Annotated in this window: 15 protein-coding genes, 1 pseudogene and 1 other annotated feature; of the genes and pseudogenes, 12 read left to right on the top strand and 4 right to left on the bottom strand. The window is 37.6% G+C overall.

Translation table 11 applies throughout. The features are described from left to right. Window positions 1-8: 8 nt before the first annotated feature. Both HNP81_RS08510 and HNP81_RS08505 read left to right on the top strand, forming a co-directional pair. Window positions 9-671, top strand: a complete 663-nt coding sequence (locus HNP81_RS08510) for a bifunctional 2-keto-4-hydroxyglutarate aldolase/2-keto-3-deoxy-6-phosphogluconate aldolase (RefSeq protein WP_182502308.1) — start codon at window positions 9-11, stop codon at window positions 669-671. Between the two features lie 296 nt (window positions 672-967). Further along, window positions 968-1,262, top strand: a pseudogene (locus tag HNP81_RS08505) (23S rRNA (uracil(1939)-C(5))-methyltransferase RlmD); the annotation flags it as partial. Window positions 1,263-1,593: 331 nt separating this feature from the next. Here the strand turns inward: HNP81_RS08505 and HNP81_RS08500 are convergent. The 3 genes from HNP81_RS08500 to HNP81_RS08490 are packed head-to-tail and all read right to left on the bottom strand — an operon-like array spanning window position 1,594 to window position 5,322. Next, complete coding sequence (locus tag HNP81_RS08500) at window positions 1,594-2,940, bottom strand: MFS transporter (RefSeq protein ID WP_182502307.1); 1,347 nt, start codon at window positions 2,938-2,940, stop codon at window positions 1,594-1,596. A 47-nt stretch (window positions 2,941-2,987) separates the two neighbouring features. Beyond that, window positions 2,988-4,517, bottom strand: coding sequence for an FGGY-family carbohydrate kinase (locus tag HNP81_RS08495; protein ID WP_182502306.1), 1,530 nt, complete (start codon window positions 4,515-4,517; stop codon window positions 2,988-2,990). Window positions 4,518-4,545: 28 nt separating this feature from the next. Beyond that, a complete protein-coding gene (locus HNP81_RS08490; protein WP_182502305.1) occupies window positions 4,546-5,322 on the bottom strand; it encodes an SDR family oxidoreductase in 777 nt (258 codons plus the stop codon). A 217-nt stretch (window positions 5,323-5,539) separates the two neighbouring features. Here HNP81_RS08490 and HNP81_RS08485 point away from each other — a divergent pair, with 217 nt between their 5' ends. From HNP81_RS08485 to HNP81_RS08460, 6 genes are all read left to right on the top strand, one after another. Next, window positions 5,540-6,664 (top strand): ROK family transcriptional regulator, encoded by a 1,125-nt coding sequence (locus tag HNP81_RS08485; RefSeq protein WP_182502304.1) that lies wholly within the window; start codon window positions 5,540-5,542, stop codon window positions 6,662-6,664. A gap of 168 nt (window positions 6,665-6,832) precedes the next feature. Next, entirely contained in the window at window positions 6,833-7,540 is a 708-nt protein-coding gene (locus HNP81_RS08480) for a M48 family metallopeptidase (protein WP_182502303.1), read from the top strand. A 680-nt stretch (window positions 7,541-8,220) separates the two neighbouring features. Next, the gene (locus tag HNP81_RS08475; protein WP_182502302.1) at window positions 8,221-9,270 is read left to right on the top strand and encodes an extracellular solute-binding protein; all 1,050 of its coding nucleotides are present in this window, start codon (window positions 8,221-8,223) and stop codon (window positions 9,268-9,270) included. A gap of 76 nt (window positions 9,271-9,346) precedes the next feature. Further along, the gene (locus tag HNP81_RS08470) at window positions 9,347-10,360 is read left to right on the top strand and encodes an ABC transporter ATP-binding protein (RefSeq protein WP_182502301.1); all 1,014 of its coding nucleotides are present in this window, start codon (window positions 9,347-9,349) and stop codon (window positions 10,358-10,360) included. Between the two features lie 11 nt (window positions 10,361-10,371). Continuing rightward, a complete protein-coding gene (locus tag HNP81_RS08465; RefSeq protein WP_182502463.1) occupies window positions 10,372-12,078 on the top strand; it encodes an ABC transporter permease in 1,707 nt (568 codons plus the stop codon). 148 nt (window positions 12,079-12,226) lie between these two features. Further along, window positions 12,227-13,093, top strand: coding sequence for a glycerophosphodiester phosphodiesterase family protein (locus HNP81_RS08460; protein ID WP_182502300.1), 867 nt, complete (start codon window positions 12,227-12,229; stop codon window positions 13,091-13,093). A 29-nt stretch (window positions 13,094-13,122) separates the two neighbouring features. Here HNP81_RS08460 and HNP81_RS08455 read toward each other — a convergent pair whose 3' ends face one another. Further along, a complete protein-coding gene (locus tag HNP81_RS08455) occupies window positions 13,123-13,263 on the bottom strand; it encodes a hypothetical protein (RefSeq protein WP_182502299.1) in 141 nt (46 codons plus the stop codon). A gap of 179 nt (window positions 13,264-13,442) precedes the next feature. Between HNP81_RS08455 and HNP81_RS08450 the strand changes: the two genes are divergently transcribed. The 4 genes from HNP81_RS08450 (at window position 13,443) to HNP81_RS08435 (ending at window position 19,203) form a co-directional block, all read left to right on the top strand. Beyond that, window positions 13,443-14,222, top strand: a complete 780-nt coding sequence (locus HNP81_RS08450; protein ID WP_182502298.1) for an inositol monophosphatase family protein — start codon at window positions 13,443-13,445, stop codon at window positions 14,220-14,222. A 290-nt stretch (window positions 14,223-14,512) separates the two neighbouring features. Then, on the top strand, window positions 14,513-16,690 hold the full coding sequence (locus HNP81_RS08445) for an extracellular solute-binding protein (RefSeq protein WP_182502297.1): 2,178 nt from the start codon (window positions 14,513-14,515) through the stop codon (window positions 16,688-16,690). A 578-nt stretch (window positions 16,691-17,268) separates the two neighbouring features. Next, window positions 17,269-17,558 (top strand) — a binding site (T-box leader). A gap of 200 nt (window positions 17,559-17,758) precedes the next feature. Further along, complete coding sequence (locus tag HNP81_RS08440) at window positions 17,759-18,616, top strand: SAM hydrolase/SAM-dependent halogenase family protein (protein ID WP_028389961.1); 858 nt, start codon at window positions 17,759-17,761, stop codon at window positions 18,614-18,616. A 29-nt stretch (window positions 18,617-18,645) separates the two neighbouring features. Beyond that, on the top strand, window positions 18,646-19,203 hold the full coding sequence (locus HNP81_RS08435) for an ECF-type riboflavin transporter substrate-binding protein (RefSeq protein WP_028389962.1): 558 nt from the start codon (window positions 18,646-18,648) through the stop codon (window positions 19,201-19,203). Window positions 19,204-19,208 lie beyond the last annotated feature (5 nt).

The raw sequence follows: 19,208 nt of genomic DNA, 5'->3' as shown, positions 1-19,208 counted from the left end.
CGTATACTATGAGTAATAAATGGGAAGTTATAAAAAAAATTACTGACTCAGGATTAGTTGTAGTTGTCCGGGCAAACGATGCGGATGAAGCGAAAAAAATTACCGAAGCCTGTCTAAAAGGAGGAGCAGCGGCGATTGAAATTACTTACACTGTTCCAGGTGCTACCCAAGTCATCGAAGAGTTGGCTAAAGAATACCAAAACGAGATTATTATTGGGGCCGGAACCGTATTAGATCCTGAAACTGCACGAATTGCTTTGCTTTCAGGTGCAGAATATGTTGTCAGTCCTTATCTTAATGAAGAAACTCTTAAACTGTGCAATCGATATCAAGTCCCATGTATGCCAGGTGTAATGACTGTTGAGGGTGTGGTCAAAGCAATGGAACTTGGTGCTGACATTTTAAAAGTGTTCCCAGGGGAAGCCTTTGGACCAAATATTATCAAAGCAATTAAAGGTCCTCTACCTAAATCCAGTCTTATGCCAACAGGAGGTGTAAGCCTTGATAATGTAGGGCAATGGATAAAAGCAGGAGCTGTTGCTGTAGGTGCCGGAGGAACGCTTACTGCTAGTGCCAAAACTGGTGATTATAAAACCATTTCCTCATTAGCCGAACAGTTTGTCCAAAAAATAAAAGAGGCAAGATTAGAAAAAGCATTCTCGGGAAGATAAATATTAGCCAGTACCAGCATACGAAAACTTGAATAAAGTTAGCTAACAAATGGACACTGGATCATCATTAACCGTGTCCATTTGATTGCCTTCGAATTTGGTTAATTTTTTTGTAAGATAGTTCATATGGAAAACTGGTATTATTCTTAAAAATTTCTTAAACGACCATCTGCTTTAGGTGGTCGTTTAAGGATAGAAATGGTGTATCCAGTATCTCTTAAAAACCTTACTTAGATATACCACGCTAAAGCGTATTTTCAGAAGAGGGCAACTAATGGGACAGGTTACCTGTCCTTATCTCTCATGAAGTAGGAAAAGCTGAAAATGTCATGCCTCGTTGGGTAAAAGAAGGCTTTAGACCAGATGTCATCGTTGTGGATCCACCAAGAAACTGGCTGTGATCAAGCATTATTACGCACGATGATGAAGGTAAAGCCGAAGAAGATTGTGTATGTGTCTTGTAATCCATCGACATTGGCGAAGGAATTGCAGGAGTTGAGTAAGCTTTATAAGGTGGTGAGCATGCAGCCTGTGGATATGTTTCCGCAGACGAGTCATGTGGAGTGTGTCTCACAACTTTTATTAAAGTAAACAAATTATATTATAAGGCTCAGTTTTACTACTGAGCTTTTTGTATGTTTAAATGAAACCATAAAGTCATCAATATCATCAAGGATTCGGCTATCTACATTCTATCGACAAAACCTACTAAACTCCGGGAAGTGATAGGACCTATCTTAAATTCTACGGTTTCAAAGCTTTATCCTTATAACAACTTTATTAGTAATTGATTTCATATGCTTGACGTTTTATGCAAGGTAAAATCTATAAAAGGGGATAACAGTAAGAAGAAGCAGAGAGACATTGCTCTCCACTTCCCTTCACACTATACCGATTAGTCGAGGACATTCGATTTTATGGATCACCCCATATTTTGAATTGGCGCTGAGCGTGATCGACGGCGTTCAAGTTCTACGTCCATTTCTGCCCGTTTATCATCGAGTTTGTAGGGAATCACGGTGATTGCGATTAATACACAGATGATAAGTGGTATCCAGATAAAGCTTGTTTCAATATAATTTAAAGCGGTTTCAGTTTGTTTAACATTCGGAATATAACCGCCCATTTTCAAAATAACGCCTACAATTGCACTTCCAAGGCCTAGGCTTACTTTTACAAAAAATCCTTGGAAAGCGGCAATCATCCCCGCAATGCTTCGATTATTTTTGTACTCTGAATAATCAATTACATCAGGCTGAATTGCAAAAGTGGTGCCGAAGATGCCATAGATTCCAAGCCCGGTAATGGCTAAACCGGCAATCAGCAAGCCAGGTGATGACTTTCCGAAATAAATGACTAAATCGCCAACAATATAAATAGCTGTACTTAAAAGCAATACATGTTTCTTTGGCATTTTCTTCTGTAGCCAAGGCAATATTAGCAGTATTGGCAGACCAGAGAGAATACCGAAAAGTCCTACAAACGTCAGCCAATCCGTACGGCCCAAATTATACGTGAAATAGTAGATAACGGTTGTATTCCTAATGACAAAAAGACCAAAATAGAGAAAATTCAAGATAAAGAAAATAACGGCAGGGCCAGTCAATCCTTTAAAATCCTGTTTAAAAGAGGATTTCCCTGGTTGAACGGTTGGTGGAACCACCTCTTTCGTATTCATAAATGTAAACACAAATACCAACACGGCGACAATGCCATAAATGGTCATCGTAATGAGATAGCCTTTTTGGTTATCTCCTTGTCCGAAGAAATTCACCATTGGCGTCGTAATCGACATAACTAAAGCGGTTCCAATTAACGCGCAAATCATACGAGTCGATACTAACCAGTTTCGCTCGTGGTTATCGGAAGTTAACCTCGGTACAATCGTATTTAATGGGATATTAACCACCGTATAAGCAATATTCAATAAGCAATATGTGATATACGCCCAGAGAATTTTTCCTGACATACTGAAATCCGGAACGATAAAGGTCATGATCGTAAAGGCAGCAAACGGGATGGCTCCGATTATAAAGTAGGGTCTTCCTTGTCCCCATCTAGTCCGAGTTCGGTCAACCAATAATCCCATACCGGCATCGGCAAAAGCATCAATGATTTTGGTTACTAACATTAAGGTACCAGCAACGGTTGCGGTGATTCCAAAGACATCTGTATAAAAAAACAACAGGTAAGACGCCATTGTACTAAATACGAGGTTGCAGGCGAAGTCGCCCGCCCCGTATCCAATTCTTTTTTTCCATTTATTCATTGTTATCACATATCCTTATTTTAGAATGGGTAAAGCATATGCTCAAATCATGTTGTAGAAAGTCTTGTCAACGTTTTCATATTCGACTTTAAATTTTGATAGATTGATTTATAAACTTGGTAATAGTCATTATATTTCCTATGATTCTCTTGATTTGGCATGATTTTCTGATCGAGAACCTGCCATTTCTTCACATCTTCATAAGAAAGAAGACCTGTACCAATTCCAGCAAGCATGACATCGCCCATATTTGCTTCTACATCGTGAATCGGGCAGACCACTGGATAGCCTGTGACATCAGCAAAGATTTGTCGCCACAATTTTGATTTTGTTACACCACCGGCAAGTAAGATATATTCGCCTAGATTTTCTCCGGTTGCTTCAATAGCATCTCGCAGAGAAAAGGCAACCGCTTCCAGAAAGGCACGATAAATATGAGCCTTTGTATGTGCCAATGAAAGTCCCACAATGGTCCCTTTTGCATCAGAATCCCAAATAGGACTTCTTTCTCCCATAAAGTAAGGAAGGACAATCAATCCTTCGCTTCCAACTGGAATGTCTGCGGCCTGTTCATTTAACACAGCATAGGCATTTTTTCCGCCTGCTTTTTCTACTTCCAATTCATATTGACACATCGTCTGACGGAACCATTTTACTATCGCTCCAGCTGTAGCTCCTCCGGCAAAATAATAGGAAAGTCTTTTCGCATCAAATAAATACGGCCAAACAATCAAATCTTTCCCTTTCACTGGTTGATCAGATATTAAGGCTGCGCACATCGAAGTTCCAATGGCAGCTGCATAAATACCAGATTCAAAAACGCCTAGGCCGATATTGGCAGCACCGCTGTCAATCCCACTGGCGATCACAGGCATTCCTTCCAAAAGGCCCAGCTCTGCCGCTGCTTCTTTTGTCAATCCGCCGACAAAATCCGTTGATTCCACGATTTTCTCTGGCATCATTGACAACGGAATTCCCATTGCATCCATCATTTCTTTAGACCAGGTTCGGTTATTCATATCAAAAATCCCGCCGATATTTCCAGCAGAGGAATAATCAATGGCAATTTGTCCGGTCAGTTTATAGATGACATAATCGTTCGGCGGGAGAAAGAGCCTGGTTTTCTGCCAATTTTCCGGTTCGTGATTTTTCATCCATAATATTTTCGTATAGCCGTAATAGGGGTCAGCGCCATTATGGGTCACTTCGCGGAGTTTTTCTTCACCAATATGATCTAAGACCCACTTTGTTTCCGCTTCGGCTCTACGGTCCATCCAAATCATGCACGGCCTAACAGGTTCCATGTTTTCGTCCAATGGAATTCCTGAACCTCCATAAAGCCCGCTAATGGCGATTCCTCGGATTTTTTCCGCAGGTATTCCTGACTTGTGTACCGTGTTTTTAATTGATGTTTTCGTTGCATCCAGCCATACATTCGGCCATTGCTCTGCCCATAATGGTTTTGGGGTTAGCACATCGTATTCTTGTAAATCTTGAGCGATTAAGTTTCCTTCTGTGTCCATTAAGATTGTTTTCGTACCGGATGTTCCGATATCTGTACCTAGTAAGTAATTCATAGATGCATCCTCCCGAATTAGTAATCTATTAAATGCAAGTAAAAGCTCCATCGATGACAAAGTCAGCTCCTGTCGTAAAGCTGCTAGTGTCTCCTGCAAGATAAACACAAATGGACTGAAGTTCTTCTGGTCTACCCATTCGGTGAAGCGGTGCCATTTCATTCCACTGTTCGATCAATGGCTGTAAGTTTGGCGAATTTAAGGTAAGTTCTGTGCCGATATATCCTGGACTGATACAATTTACCCGTACATTTCTTGTTGCCCACTCTACTGCCAGCGATTTGGTTAACTGGATGACACCTGCTTTAGAGGCGTTGTATGAGCTCTGTGGTTGCGGAACATTGACAATATGTCCTGACATCGAAGCCGTATTAATAATCGAACCGCCACCTTGTTTTAACATGACTTTTCCCGCTGCTTGTGCTGTTAAAAATACACCGGTAAGATTAATATCAATGACTTTTTTCCACTGTTCATAGGTCATTTCCTCTGCTGGCACATTCATGCAGATTCCAGCATTACAAAAAGCAACATCTAAACGACCAAATGCTTTTAGGATGGTTTCGATCATGGCATCTACATCTGCTGGGTTGGTGACATCTGCCTTGATGGCAATGGACTTGATCCCATTATTTTTTTCAAGTTCTTGAGCTGTCTTTGTGGCTTCCTCCATATCCAGGTCCACAATCGCTATATCTGCTCCTGCTTCAGCAAAAGCCGTTGCCACACTTTTACCAATCCCTCTTGCTCCGCCTGTTACAAAAATCTTCTTTCCGTCCAACCTCATTTTTTCAATAATCCCCATTTTTCCCCATTCCCTTTTATTAATCTATTTTGTAAAAACATTTTATAAAATACATTTACATAATAAAACGATTTTCTCTGCTAGTCAATATATAGATAATTTATAATTGGCAGATACTTTATGACAAAACTGTGATTGTATCCGGTCTTGTGATATATTTGAAGAGTTAAAGTAAATGTTTTTATAAAATTAGTTTATATAATGGGGTGTTTTTTTCATGGACAATAGCATCACGTTTAAAGATATAAAAAAAAGCAATTATTCATCGATTTACCACCTCATTTTTCAAAATGAGAAGCTTTCGAAACAAGAAATTGCTAATCAACTTCATTTGAGTTTACCAACGGTCACCCAGAATCTCGTTCGTTTGGAAAAGGAAAAATTGATTGAGAAGAGCGGGCAGTTTGAATCTTCTGTGGGAAGGCGTGCAACAGCTTATGCCATTTGCCCTCAGGCTCGGATTAGCATTGGGGTAGAGATTCAGAAGAGGACCGTACAGATTCTGGCCATTGATTTGCGTGGTCATGCTTTTTTGCAAGAGAGACTAGCGATGGATTATTCCGATGAAGATCGTTATTATAAAGAGTTAAGTCAAGCTGTACAATCTTTCATCTCGTCACTCGATGTGATAGATGAGCAGGTTCTAGGTATTGGTTTTGCCGTACAAGGATTAACGTCAAATGACGGGAAAAAAATCACATATGGAAAAATATTAATCGCTACAGGATTAGATATTGAAGTATTTTCAAAGTATCTCCCTTATCCATGTATGTTTTTACATGATGCTAAGTGTGCGGCAACAACAGAGTTGTGGGTAAGAAATGATATTGGCGATGCAGTCTATCTATCAATTGGTCCGCACCTTGGGGGTGCTATTATCATAAATGGTCAAATTTATATGGGGAAAGAAGGGCATAGTGGAACGGTCGAACATATGACGATTATTCCTGATGGTCCTACTTGCTACTGCGGGAAAAAAGGATGCATGGAAACGATTAGCTCTGTTAATGCACTTCTAGATGATGATGAAACATTAGATTTCTTTTTTCTACAAGTCCGTTCCAGAATTCCTTCTTATGTGAAGAGGTGGAATTCTTTTTTAGATCATTTAGCCATTTCAATCAACAATATCCATCTTGTTCTGAACGGTGAATTTATTCTAGGCGGTCATCTATCTCCTTATTTAACGGAAGATGATATCGAAATACTCCATGAAAAAGTCAACGAAAAAACGGCATTTCCTAGCAATGACCCATTTATTTATATTAGCTGTTCACTGGCAAATGGAGTACCCATTGGTGCTGCTATCCCATTTATTCAATCATTTTTGAATGAAATTTAATGGACTATTTCGAAGGCACTTATGTATCTTTCTTGAAGCAAAATGACACGAGGGAACCGTCTCTAAATAGAAATAGCATTCACTAAGTGTTCGAAAAAGCAGAAGTCATAGTTTTAAAAGAGTTGCGATGCAGGGAATCATGCATGAAAGAAGGATACAGGTGATGACATGATACATACCTACTTAGGTGAAACAATACGATATGAAATCAAATACAAAAATCGTACATCTATAGGGATTATAATAGATAGTTATGGAAATATTGAAGTTCGAGCTCCGAAAGGGACATCTAATGATAGAGTACTTCAGTTATTAGAGGATAAGTGGGATCCTATTCAGCAAAAATTAAAGGAAATGAGAGATAGGCTGCAAGGACCACAGAAAAAGGTCTATGAGTATGGTGAGAGTTTTCTATATTTGGGAAAGACCTATCCAATAGAGATCTTTCAAGATATCAATATAACGCAAGACCACGTATTGTTTAAAGAAGATAAGTTACATATTTATGTAAAGCAATCTGACACTGAAAAAATGAAACAAGCTGTAAAACGATTTTATTACCAGCAGTGTAAGGATCTAGTGGAGAAGAGCATATCCTCCTATCAGCGGAATTTCAAAACAAAACCACGTTCTGTTCGTATTACGGATAGCCAAACTACCTGGGGCACCTGTGATTCAAATCGGCAGTTAACGTTTAATTGGAGACTGGCAATGGCACCAGGGGAGGTAATTGACTATGTAGTCGTTCATGAAATGTGCCATATGGTTCATATGAATCACGACCGATCCTTCTGGCGCCTTGTTGGAAAAATGATGCCTGATTATAAGGAGAAGGAAAGCTGGCTGACTTTATCAGGATGGAAAATGACCATCTAGTAGTCCGGTTAGCTAGTTACAAAATGCAAATGTAGATAGGAATTACTCACCAGCATCCTGATGTGTTGCCACATGCACTCTATACACGAAGAGGTTGGATTTGTAAAATTTGTAAAGAAACCTTGTTCAAATCAAGCTTTGCTCTTGTATTATTCAATCGGTTTTTCAATCTTAATATCAAACAAAATTCGGGCTGGACCAATATGGGTTCGGTCTTTTTGTATCCCATATCTTCCTGGATTCCTTGTCTAATAAGGCTTCAATTACTTTTTCCAAAGTTCCCTTTCCGATCTAGTTGTTATTCCAACATTAGTTTATAAAAAAATTTTTTAGCGATGAGTTAAAGCCAGGGTGGTTTTAAAGCGAAAAGGGGCTTCAACCGTTGATATAACAGCTTTTTTTGCAGTGGAATTTTGGAGTGTTACGTTGGTTGATAGAGGCAGGAAATAGCGACTGTAACAATATTTACAAACCAGCAAACCTTTGATTTGACACGTTCCAATGATATTGGTACCCCTATTTTTCCCCCTCAATTTCGACATTTTTTTCAATTTGTAAAACATTTATTAATTTTTATAAAACTCTGTAAACGGTATTGTTTTAAAGAAAATCAGCTTATATAATAACCATGTAAGAAAAAATTGACACGTTCAAAAAAACTAAAGGAGAGATCAGTTTTCATGAAGAAATCGTGGTTATTAATTGTTGTCCTTGTTTTTAGTTTGGTTTTAACAGCTTGTGGAGGAAAGCAAGAATCTTCACAGGGAGCTGGCAAAGATAAATCTCTAGTCGTTTATACAAATTCTGCATCGGATGGTCGTGGCGATTGGTTGAAGGAAAAAGCTGCTGAACAAGGATTTGATATTAAAATCGTTGAAGCTGGTGGGGGAGATATTCGAAATAAATTAATTGCCGAAAAAGCAAATCCAATTGCAGACGTTGTTTACGGATTAAATGAAATGAACTATATCGCCTTAAAAAATGAAGATGTTCTTGAACCGTTCACACCTGTTTGGGCAAACGAAGTAGAAGAGGGAACAAGCGATTCTGAAGGTTACTACCATTCATTAGTGAAACAAGCTATTCTATTGATTTATAATTCTGACTTATATACGCAAGAAACGACTGCATCTGACTGGCCAGAATTATGGGAAAACAAAGCATTTCACGGTTTATATGAAGTACCAACTAATTTAGGTGGGGATACAACTAGAACTGTTATTGCTAGTATTCTAGTACGTTACCAAGATCCAAATGGCAAACTTGGTATTTCAGATAAAGGATGGAAAGAAATTAAGAAGTTCTTTGACAATGGAACTCCTGCAACAGAAGCTACACCTTTCTATGCAAACTTAGCAAATGGGACAACTCCATTCGGTCAAATGTTCTCGAGCGGAATTCAACAAAGAGAACAAGAATATGGAGTGAAAGCCGGTATCGTATCACCTGAAATTGGTGTGCCATATGTTACAGAACAAATTGCGGTTGTGAAAGGAACGAAGAAAAAAGAAGGTGCAGAAGAATTTATTAACTGGTTTGGAAGTGCAAAAGTTCAAGCTGAATGGGCAAAAGCGTTTAACTCAATGCCAACGAATTTAGAGGCAGCTAAATCAGCTAATCCAGAAGTGAAAACGTTACACGAATCCGTGAAGAAACAAGATATGGATTGGGAATTCATCACTGAAAATATTGACGCTTGGATTGAGAAAATTACGTTAGAAATTCAATAAAAATAAGATGACTTGGCCTTGGTTTTTGGTTCGAAAACCAGGGTTTCACTTTTCTAATACTAGCGGAGGGAATAAGATGATTGAATTCAAAAATATTCAAATCAAATTTGATGATTTCACAGCTATTCATAATTTAAATCTTGAAATTAAGGAAGGCGAGTTTTTTACGCTTTTGGGGCCATCAGGATGTGGGAAAACAACGACGCTTAGAAGTTTAGTTGGATTTATTAAACCAACAAATGGCGACATCCTAGTGAATGGAGAAAGAATAAACGATATCCCTGTAGAACGCCGTGAAATAGGGATGGTTTTTCAGAGCTATGCACTTTTTCCAACTATGAATGTATATGAAAATATCGCATTTGGGCTTCAAGTAAAAAAATACAAAAAAGATGAAGTGGATAAACAAGTTAGAGAGATTGCTAGCAAAGTAGATTTAAATGAAGAACAGCTATTTAAAAAAGTATCGGACTTATCAGGTGGCCAGCAACAGCGAGTTGCCATTGCAAGGGCACTCGTATTAAAACCAAAAATTCTTGTGCTTGACGAACCGTTATCCAATTTGGATGCCAAGCTAAGAAAGCAACTTAGAGTAGAATTAAAAAAATTACAGTCGCAATTCGGTATTACATCTATTTATGTTACACATGATCAGGAAGAAGCATTAACAATGTCTGACAGAATCGCAGTATTTAATAAAGGCAATATTGAACAGGTTGGAACACCGAAGGAAATATTTGATCAATCGAAAACAGAATTTGTTTGTAATTTTATTGGCGACAACAACTTCTTACAGCCATCATTTTTACAACGAATAAAAAATGAATGCAATGTTGCAATTGATCCGACGACAACAGCTTATATTAGACCAGGGAAAGTGACAACTAAAGTTCTTGATGCTACACAATATGATGTGGTAGTCGAAGGGGAAATTGTTGAAAAAGAGTATCACGGAATTTCTTCTAAAGTCACTTATGAGATAGGCAATCAACGAATCGCAAATATGGAGATGGAAGATCATTCAAACGATTATGAAGTTGGAAGTAGGAAAAAGATCGCATTTCAAATAGCTGATATTTTAACTTATTAGAAGGTGACATGATGCAAATACAAAATAAGTATAAATTAAAAAACAAACTATATATCTTTGCAATTGGAATTGTATTATCTTGGGCTTGTATCGCCTTTCTAATTTACCCAAATATCAATCTATTAATCACGACGTTTTTTCAGGATGGTGGTTTTACATTAGAGCCATTTGAAAAATTAATGAGTTCCGAGCGGGCAATGAGAAGTTTATGGAACAGCTTTATTTTAGCCGTTGCCTTAGTTATAACAGTGAATCTGGTTGGTCTGTTTCTCGTATTTATCATGGGTTACTTTGAAATCAAGGGAATGAAGTTTCTACGATTTGGCTATTATTCAACGTTAATATATGGAGGAATTGTATTAGTAGCAGGCTATCAATTTATTTATGGTGATGTAGGTATCATCACCAATCTATTGCTATCCATTTTTCCGAATATGAACCCGAATTGGTTCGAGGGATTTTGGGCCGTCTTGTTTGTCATGACGTTCTCTAGTACATCTAATTATGTCATCTTCCTATTAAATGCCTTGCTAAAGGTAGACTATCAAACGATTGAAGCGGCAAGAAATATGGGGGCAACTAATTTTCAAATTATTAGAAAAGTGATTCTTCCTGTTCTAAAACCAACCATTTTTGCTTTAACTATTTTGCAGTTCATCGGCGGATTAGGGGCGTTTGCCGCACCACAGATAGTAGGCGGAGAATTCAAAACGATCACACCGATGATCTTAACATTTTCCGGTATCGTCAGTTCCAGAGATTTAGCTGCTCTATTAGCTATTTTCCTAGGGTTAGCTTCGATGATTCTACTTGCAATTATGACAAAAGTAGAATCTAAGGGGAACTACATGTCCGTATCAAAAGTAAAAACAAATTTGGTGAAACAACAAATCAATAATAGATTCGCTAATATCATTGTTCACATGATGGCATATGTATTATTTGTACTCTATACACTACCGGTTGTTCTCATCTTTTTATTTTCGTTTACGGATTCCAAGGCGATTACCACAGGTAAATTAACATGGGATAGTTTTACTTTAGAAAATTACATGACTGTATTTACAGATGCAAGTGCTTATCAACCATTTCTTGTGAGTATCATTTATTCAGCACTCACTGCTGTCATTGTTGTAGGGCTGATTCTCTATATTGCACGGTTGATTCAGAAATATAACAATAAATGGACGGCCATGCTGGAATATATTCTTCATATACCTTGGATGTTACCTTCTGTTTTACTTGCGATGGGCCTGATTATTACGTATAGCGTTCCAAATACGATGATGTTTCACAAAGTATTAACTGGAACGCTAGGCATATTATTAATCGGTTATATTATTGTTCAGCTTCCTTTTGTATTAAGAATGTTAAAAGCATCCTTTTATTCCATTGACACTTCATTGGAAGAAGCGGCAAAGAATTTAGGAGCTAGCAATCTGAGAACGTTCTTTAAGGTGTTATTGCCCATTATTTTGCCTTCGGCCTTGGCATTAGTAGCCTTAACATTCAATTCGACGTTAGATGAATATAATTTATCGATGTTTTTAAGTCATCCATTTTATCAGCCATTAGGAATTACCATCCAAAACAGTACATCACCAGAATCGTTACAAGATACAAGAGCATTAACCTTTGTCTATACGGTATTATTAATGGTCATTTCGAGTATTGTTCTGTACCTTGTTTATGGCCGAGGCACAAAGGCAGGTAAATAATTAAGATATAGTTCGATAAATTGTAATTAAAGCAAAGGCTGCTTTCTAAAAGATTGTTGCTTTTAACAATTTTGAAAGGAACGGTTCATTATTTAGAAAAAACAACAAACTATGCGAAAACAGCCAAAGCAAAAAATGGAGGTATAACATGATTGAGAACAAAAACAACAATGATACGATAAATCTATTAAATGAGAAAGTAGCTTCGGAGCCTTTTTTAATTGCTGTCCATCGTGGAAGCAGTATGGGAAATATTATTGAAAATACGCTCCCTGCTTTTTATGCAGCGATGCAATCTGGCGCAGATATTTTAGAAATAGATGTAGTTCGCTCAATTGATGGGAAATTTTATGTGTTCCATGATGGGAATGAACGTAGACTTCTAGGACAGGAACAAAACATTAGAGAAATGGATTCTGCATTTATCGAGTCTTTAAACTATCGAAATAATATCGGCCAAGTTGTCAATTATCAAGTGGAAAAATTAGAACATGTTTTAACAAGCTTAAAAGACAGCGGCATGCTTCTTAATTTAGACCGTTCTTGGTCTGATTGGGACACATTGCTACCTTTCCTAGATCAGTTTGACATGGCAGATCAAATTATTTTAAAATCCCCAGTCGAGCAAAGTTATTTAGCTATTTTGGAACAGCACTCTGTAAAGTATTCCTATATGCCAATTGTGAAAAAATTAGATGAAATAGATGAAGTGCTAAACTATCAGAATATGAATTTGACAGGTATGGAATTAATTGCAGAAGATGAGGAAAGTGCATTCTTTCAAGATGATATCATTCGTAGTATTAAAGAAAGGGGATTATTTATTTGGCTAAATGCCATTGTACTAAATCATAAGGACGTATTGTATGCCAAATATGATGATGATCAATCCATAATTAAAGGACCTGCTTACGGTTGGGGGAAACTTGTTGAAAAAGGGTGCGATATTATTCAAACCGATTGGCCAAGTCTATTAGATCAATATAGACAAGAGATTAGGAAGAAGAATGGATAAAGTGAAACTTCAATCAGTGGGGGTTTTCTTCATCCCCCACTGATTGCTAGTCCCGTTCTAGTGTCGCTAATACCTCCACTCCGTTTCGGTAAAGCGACACTACGAACCCGATTAAATGAATCACAGACTAAGTACGCCGCATCCTGCGGCAACGTCTGTGTGACCCACATCCTGTGGGCCTCAACTAAACCTTTGAAGACCACAAAGGTAAGTTTCACTGTATCTCACCAATCGGGCCTTTACGGGCAGTTGTCCCCCACCTATGTTTTCGATTCACTCACCCAAGCCTTGAGGTGGGGGTCTTACTGCCCGTTAATGCGGGATAAATAATACTAAAAAGAGGTTGCGTATGAATAAAACGATCGAAGATATCCATGTTCATGTATTAATGTGGCTTGAGGAAGCGGCACATATGATCCGTGATTCGTTTGCTGGAAAGTTAATGATCGAGACAAAAGCGAATCGTAAAGATTTAGTCACAAATATTGATAAAAACGTTCAAGATTTCTTGATTCGGAAAATCACAGAATACTATCCGACTCATCAAATTTTAGGTGAGGAATCTGCAGAACAATTCACAGCAAAAAATCGGGAACATATATGGATCATTGATCCAATTGATGGGACGGCCAATTTCGTAAAACAACAGGATCATTTTTGCATCTTGATTTCTTATTACGAAAATGATATTGGAAAATTAGGCTATATGTATGATGTAATGAATCGTGATATATATTATGCAATAGCAAATGAAGGAGTTTTTCTAAATGATAGAAAACTGTCTGCCCCACCAGCAATTTCGTTACAAGAAGGGCTTGTCGCTATTGATGTACAAAACTGGTGCGGTAAATCATGTTTAGAGGAGCTTTCCAATGAAGCTTTTGATATCCGCTATTTTGGCTGTGGTGGCATTGACAGCATTCATGTAATAACTGGGAAATTTGCGGCGTTTGCAACATCGAAGGCAGGTCCTTGGGATAAAGCAGCTCAGTTGATTTTCGCAAAGGAATTTGGATTGCGCGTCTCCAGGTTTGATGGAAGTAATGTGAATTATTTAGAAGGTGGCGATTGGATCATTGCCAATCAGTCAGCTTACGAGGAGCTTTTAGCTATTGTAAAAAAATTTTAATAGCAGCAAACGATGTGGAGACAGTCTTTTTAAAAATTAGGCTGTATTATAGGACGCTGTTGATTTTTGGCTCATTTTTGCTCTGTCTTCATGAAACGCTTGGAGAAAGCAAGCTTTCTCCAAGCGTTTCATGAAGACAGAGCAACCTTTCAGCTATGCTGAAAGGCGTGTGAGACAGCGGTCTCACACGAAATGAACCAAATTGTATAATCAATAGTATTGATTAACATAGCCAAAATTAAAAAGGTAGCTAGATTAAAATGAATGCTAGAATTTAAAAGGTGGTGGAAATGATGGCGACCATATTAGATATAGCAAAAGAAGCAGGGGTATCGCATGGAACGGTATCCAATGTTTTAAATGGCAAAGGGAATGTCAGTTCAAAAAAAATGGAACTTGTCTTAAAAGCAGCTGAAAAATTAGGATACAATCTTAATAATAATGCAAAGTTGCTTCGTTCTGGTAAAAGTCAAACGATCATTATGATTTTACCAAGTCTTGGATTAGAGGAATACTCTATTTTTTACGAAAATGCTTTGAAAGAAGCAAACTTCAGAGACTTTCAGTTGAGGTTGTACTGTACCTATGATAATCCAATAAAGGAAAGACAAATTATTAAGGAAATTATTAAAGAGCGTCCATCAGGTATTATCACGGTTTCTGCATTAGAAGATGCTAACGAGTATTATGAGCAAATTCCGATTAATAAAAGTGACATCATATTTATTAATCGAAAGATTGTAAATGCGCAGGAATTTATTACCTTTGATTTTAATCAGGCTGGGATTGAGATTGCAACATTTATCGACCAACATACTACCGGTAAAATAGCCTTGTTTACTGGGGAAGAGAATTTTGCAAATGAGCATGATTTTACAATTTCAATCTTGAAAAGTTTAGAGAATCGGGATGTTACTGTCTATCAGTCCACATTATCTCATGAATATGAAAATGCGTTTAAACTAGTCTTAGAATCTTCCTTCGACTGTATTATCGCAACAAATGTCTCGAAAGCCCAATTATTGGTTAAAGCGTTTCATTATGGTTCAAAACAAAACTTGCCAAAAATAATAACACTTGGCCCATTAAAAAACACGTATAGCAATGAAATGCTGTACTATTATCAGGATTTTGGCTATTTGGGTGAACGAGTCGTCAAAAATATCATTCAAACGATTCATTTAAAAGATAAAAGTCATTCTCATATTTATCCTAATTATGGATTTCTGATGAAGCCAAACCGATATAATCATTTTCAAACAGAGATTAAGATTCTTACCATTGATTCACCAGCAACGCATGCACTAAAAAAAGTCATAACGCATTTCGAAAAGAGTACTAACTGCATCGTACAACTTGATATCAAAGCCTATAATGAGGTTTTTCAAATCCTTGAGGACGACGAAATGTGGAAGACGTATGACATTATTAGGCTCGATATTGCTGGTTACTCTTGGTATGGGCAGAAAATTTACCGTCCATTACAGGGTTTAGAAGTAGAATTAGATGAATTTATTAATGCGTTACCATACTTTCTAAAAGACGCTTACGTCAATATAAACGATACTGCATATGCGGTTCCATTTGATATTAGTATTCAAATGTTATTTTATCGGAAAGATATTTTTGATAATGACATCGTCAAGCGAAAATACTTTGAAAAAACGAAATCAGAACTTAGAACACCTACGACATTTGAAAAATATAACGAGTTAATTACATTTTTCAATGAAAGTGACTTTGACCAAGTAAAGGAATTAGCGGGTGCTTCGATGATTTCAGGCAATATTGAGACCATTGCAGCCGAATATTTGCTTAGGTATTATTCCTTAAACGGTGATATTCTCACTACTTCAGATATTGAATTGGACCGAGAAATAGCGATCGGTGCCATGAAGTTACTTTACGATAATTATCAGAATTCTCTCGTCATTGACTCGAATTGGTGGGGGGAGGAAGTACAAGCCTTTATTGATGGGAAATCGGCAATGGTGATTGGATTTATGAACCATTTATCGGTTGTCTCCCAAAGTAATATTAAAGATTCGATTGGAATTGCTGATGTACCAGGGAACGCACCTTTGCTTGGTGGAGGGATTTTAGGAATAACGAAATCAACGAATAAAGTGGCAGCATCCATTGAATTTCTTACTTGGCTCAACAGTCCAGAAATTTCGGAACAAATTAATTTACTCGGCGGCAATACGGCAAGCTACTTTCTCTCGAATAACTCTGTTGTCAGAACGATGTATCCATGGTTAGCAAAAGCAAAAAAGACAATCATGAATGGAAAGCGGGAAACTGTTTTTGAAAATGGTCAGTGCATCGATTTAAAACATACTGAAGAAATCATCGGAAAACATATACGAAAACTATTAGCAGAAGAGCAACCACAGTTTGAAAAATGCGTCGAAAACATAAATGAAGAATTGCTGGAAAAACAAGAGCTATTAACCATTCAAGTTTAGGTGAGAAGTAGGTCTAGTTATCATATAGATTGAATACAGGTTTCACATGTTAAAACGCTATGAAAATTTTGTTTACAGCAATGAAATGTGTTTGTGGAATTAGGCATATTGGAGTAATTAAACTTGGCTCTTTTCGTAAAGATTGTTGTTTTTAGCAAGAAACCAATTCGAACAGATGTTGATCTTCGTTACAGGTGCGAGACTCCTGCGGGAAAAGCGTGTTGAGGGAGACCCCGCAAGTGCATAGCACTGAGGAGGCTTCTGAGACCGCCTCTACAACGGAAATCAACCCGGGTTATTAGTGTAAAAATGATTGAAAAGCAACAAAGTATGTGAAAACAGCCTTAAACTTTTATATCTTATAAGCAGTCTGAATACATGTAGACTCCTAATAGACAGTCATACTGCCAAAAACTGAACATAAACCACAGTCAATGTAAGCTGTTAACGCTGACAGACCGTGTATTCAGATCAATGGATAGAACCGTAGCAAAAAAATTTTTCCTGCCCTAATTCAAACGCTTGACTATTCGTAATTTACAGAATATAATTCGATTAACTTAAAACTAAATACACTTTTTAAAGCGTTGAAAAGGGAAAGTAAGATTCAAGTATTTTTACACAGAGAGCTTCGGTAGCTGAAAAGAAGCAAAAATATGAATCCGAACAATGGCCTTTGAGCTTCGTGCTGAAACAATCTAACTGAGTATGGTTATTGATTGAAGTAGGTTCCGACGAGATTTGGTACTCGTTATCCATACCACAGTATAAAGAGTTGCATTTATTCTCTTGTACTTGCAGAGGCTGTTTTGTGTGAGCAAACAGTAAATTAAGGTGGTACCACGTGGATATAAACCACGTCCTTATCTATTTTCATTAGATAGGGGCGTGGTTTTTTTATTGTTTTTCAAATTACCGTCTATCAGCACAATAAAGGCAAAGTTAATCCAAACAAGTGGAACTGACCGACTAGCTGTTTACAATCTGATAAAAGAACTTCAAATAAAGTTGGCGTAGTTCCGCTCTTTTTTCCACAAAAAAGTATATAAAAAGAAGGAGGAAAATATAATGAACAATCATCTCGTTTTACAAACTGATTTTGGTACAAGTGACGGTGCAGTTAGCGCTATGTATGGTGTAGCTGTTACAGTAAATCCGGAGATCCGAATCTTTGATTTAACACATGACATTCCTCAATATAACATTTGGGAAGGTTCGTACAGATTATACCAGACAGTTGCTTATTGGCCGGAAGGAACGGTGTTTGTTTCTGTTGTTGACCCAGGTGTTGGCTCGGAGCGCAGAAGCATTGTTGCAAAAACGGCTTTGAATCAATATATTATTACTCCTGATAATGGAACGCTCACCCATATTAAAAATAGTATTGGAATTGTCGAGGTGAGAATGATTGATGAAACTGTCAATCGTCTGCCGCATTCTGGTGAATCTTACACTTTCCATGGGCGTGATGTCTATGCATTTACAGGTGCTCGACTTGCTTCCAAATTGATTACGTTTGAGCAAGTGGGGCCAACAGTGCCTGTTGATTCCGTCGTCGAACTGCCCAAAGGGGATCCGAGCATTACTAATCATGTTCTTACAGGGCATATCGACATTCTTGATATTCGCTTCGGTAATTTATGGACAAATATTGATCGGATACTTTTCAAAAAATTATCTGCTGAATATGGTGATTCTTTTGAAGTGACCATTGAAAATGATACTCGCCAAGTCTATAAAAATATTATGACGTATGGGAGGACATTTGCTGACATTCATTTAGGCGAGCCATTGCTTTATGTTAACTCACTCGACAAAATAGGCGTCGCGATTAATCAAGGGTCCTTTGCCAAGGCATACCATATTGAAACCGGAGCAACGTGGAAAATTTCTATACGCAAAATACCCAAAATTGTATATAATTAATACTTAAAAATTATAATTGGGGGGAGAAAATGAAAAATAATCTTTTATCAATAAAAACAATCGTGGCGATTGGGATTGGGGCAGCTGTTTTTGTGATTTTAGGCAGATTCGCTGTCATTCCAACAGGGGTGCCTAATACGAATTTTGATACATCATATGGATTTTTAGCGTTAATGGCTGTAGTCTTCGGACCGATTGCCGGCGGCTTGATTGGTTTAATCGGTCACGCCTTAAAGGATGCGATCTTTTATGGAACTCCTTGGTGGAGTTGGGTTCTCGTGTCGGGAATCGTTGGTTTCTTAATTGGTCTTGTATCAAAGAAAATCAATATAGAAGCAGGGAATTTTAATGTCAAAAAAATGATTCTGTTCAATGTTGTTCAAATCATTGTCCAAGCGATTGGCTGGTTCCTAATTGCTCCATCGTTGGATGTTTTCATCTATGCTGAACCTGCAAATAAAGTATATTTACAAGGGATGGTTGCTGGAGGATTAAACATGGTGACAGTTGCTGTTCTTGGAACGCTGCTGCTTGGTATCTATGCAAAAAGTCGCAGTCAAAGTGGCAGCTTGATTAAGGAAGATTAATTAGA

This window comes from Peribacillus huizhouensis (assembly GCF_014138605.1).
Classification (GTDB): Bacteria; Bacillota; Bacilli; order Bacillales; family DSM-1321; genus Peribacillus; species Peribacillus huizhouensis.
Note: the sequence above shows the minus strand (reverse complement) of the source record. Positions and strands in the feature narration are given on the sequence as shown.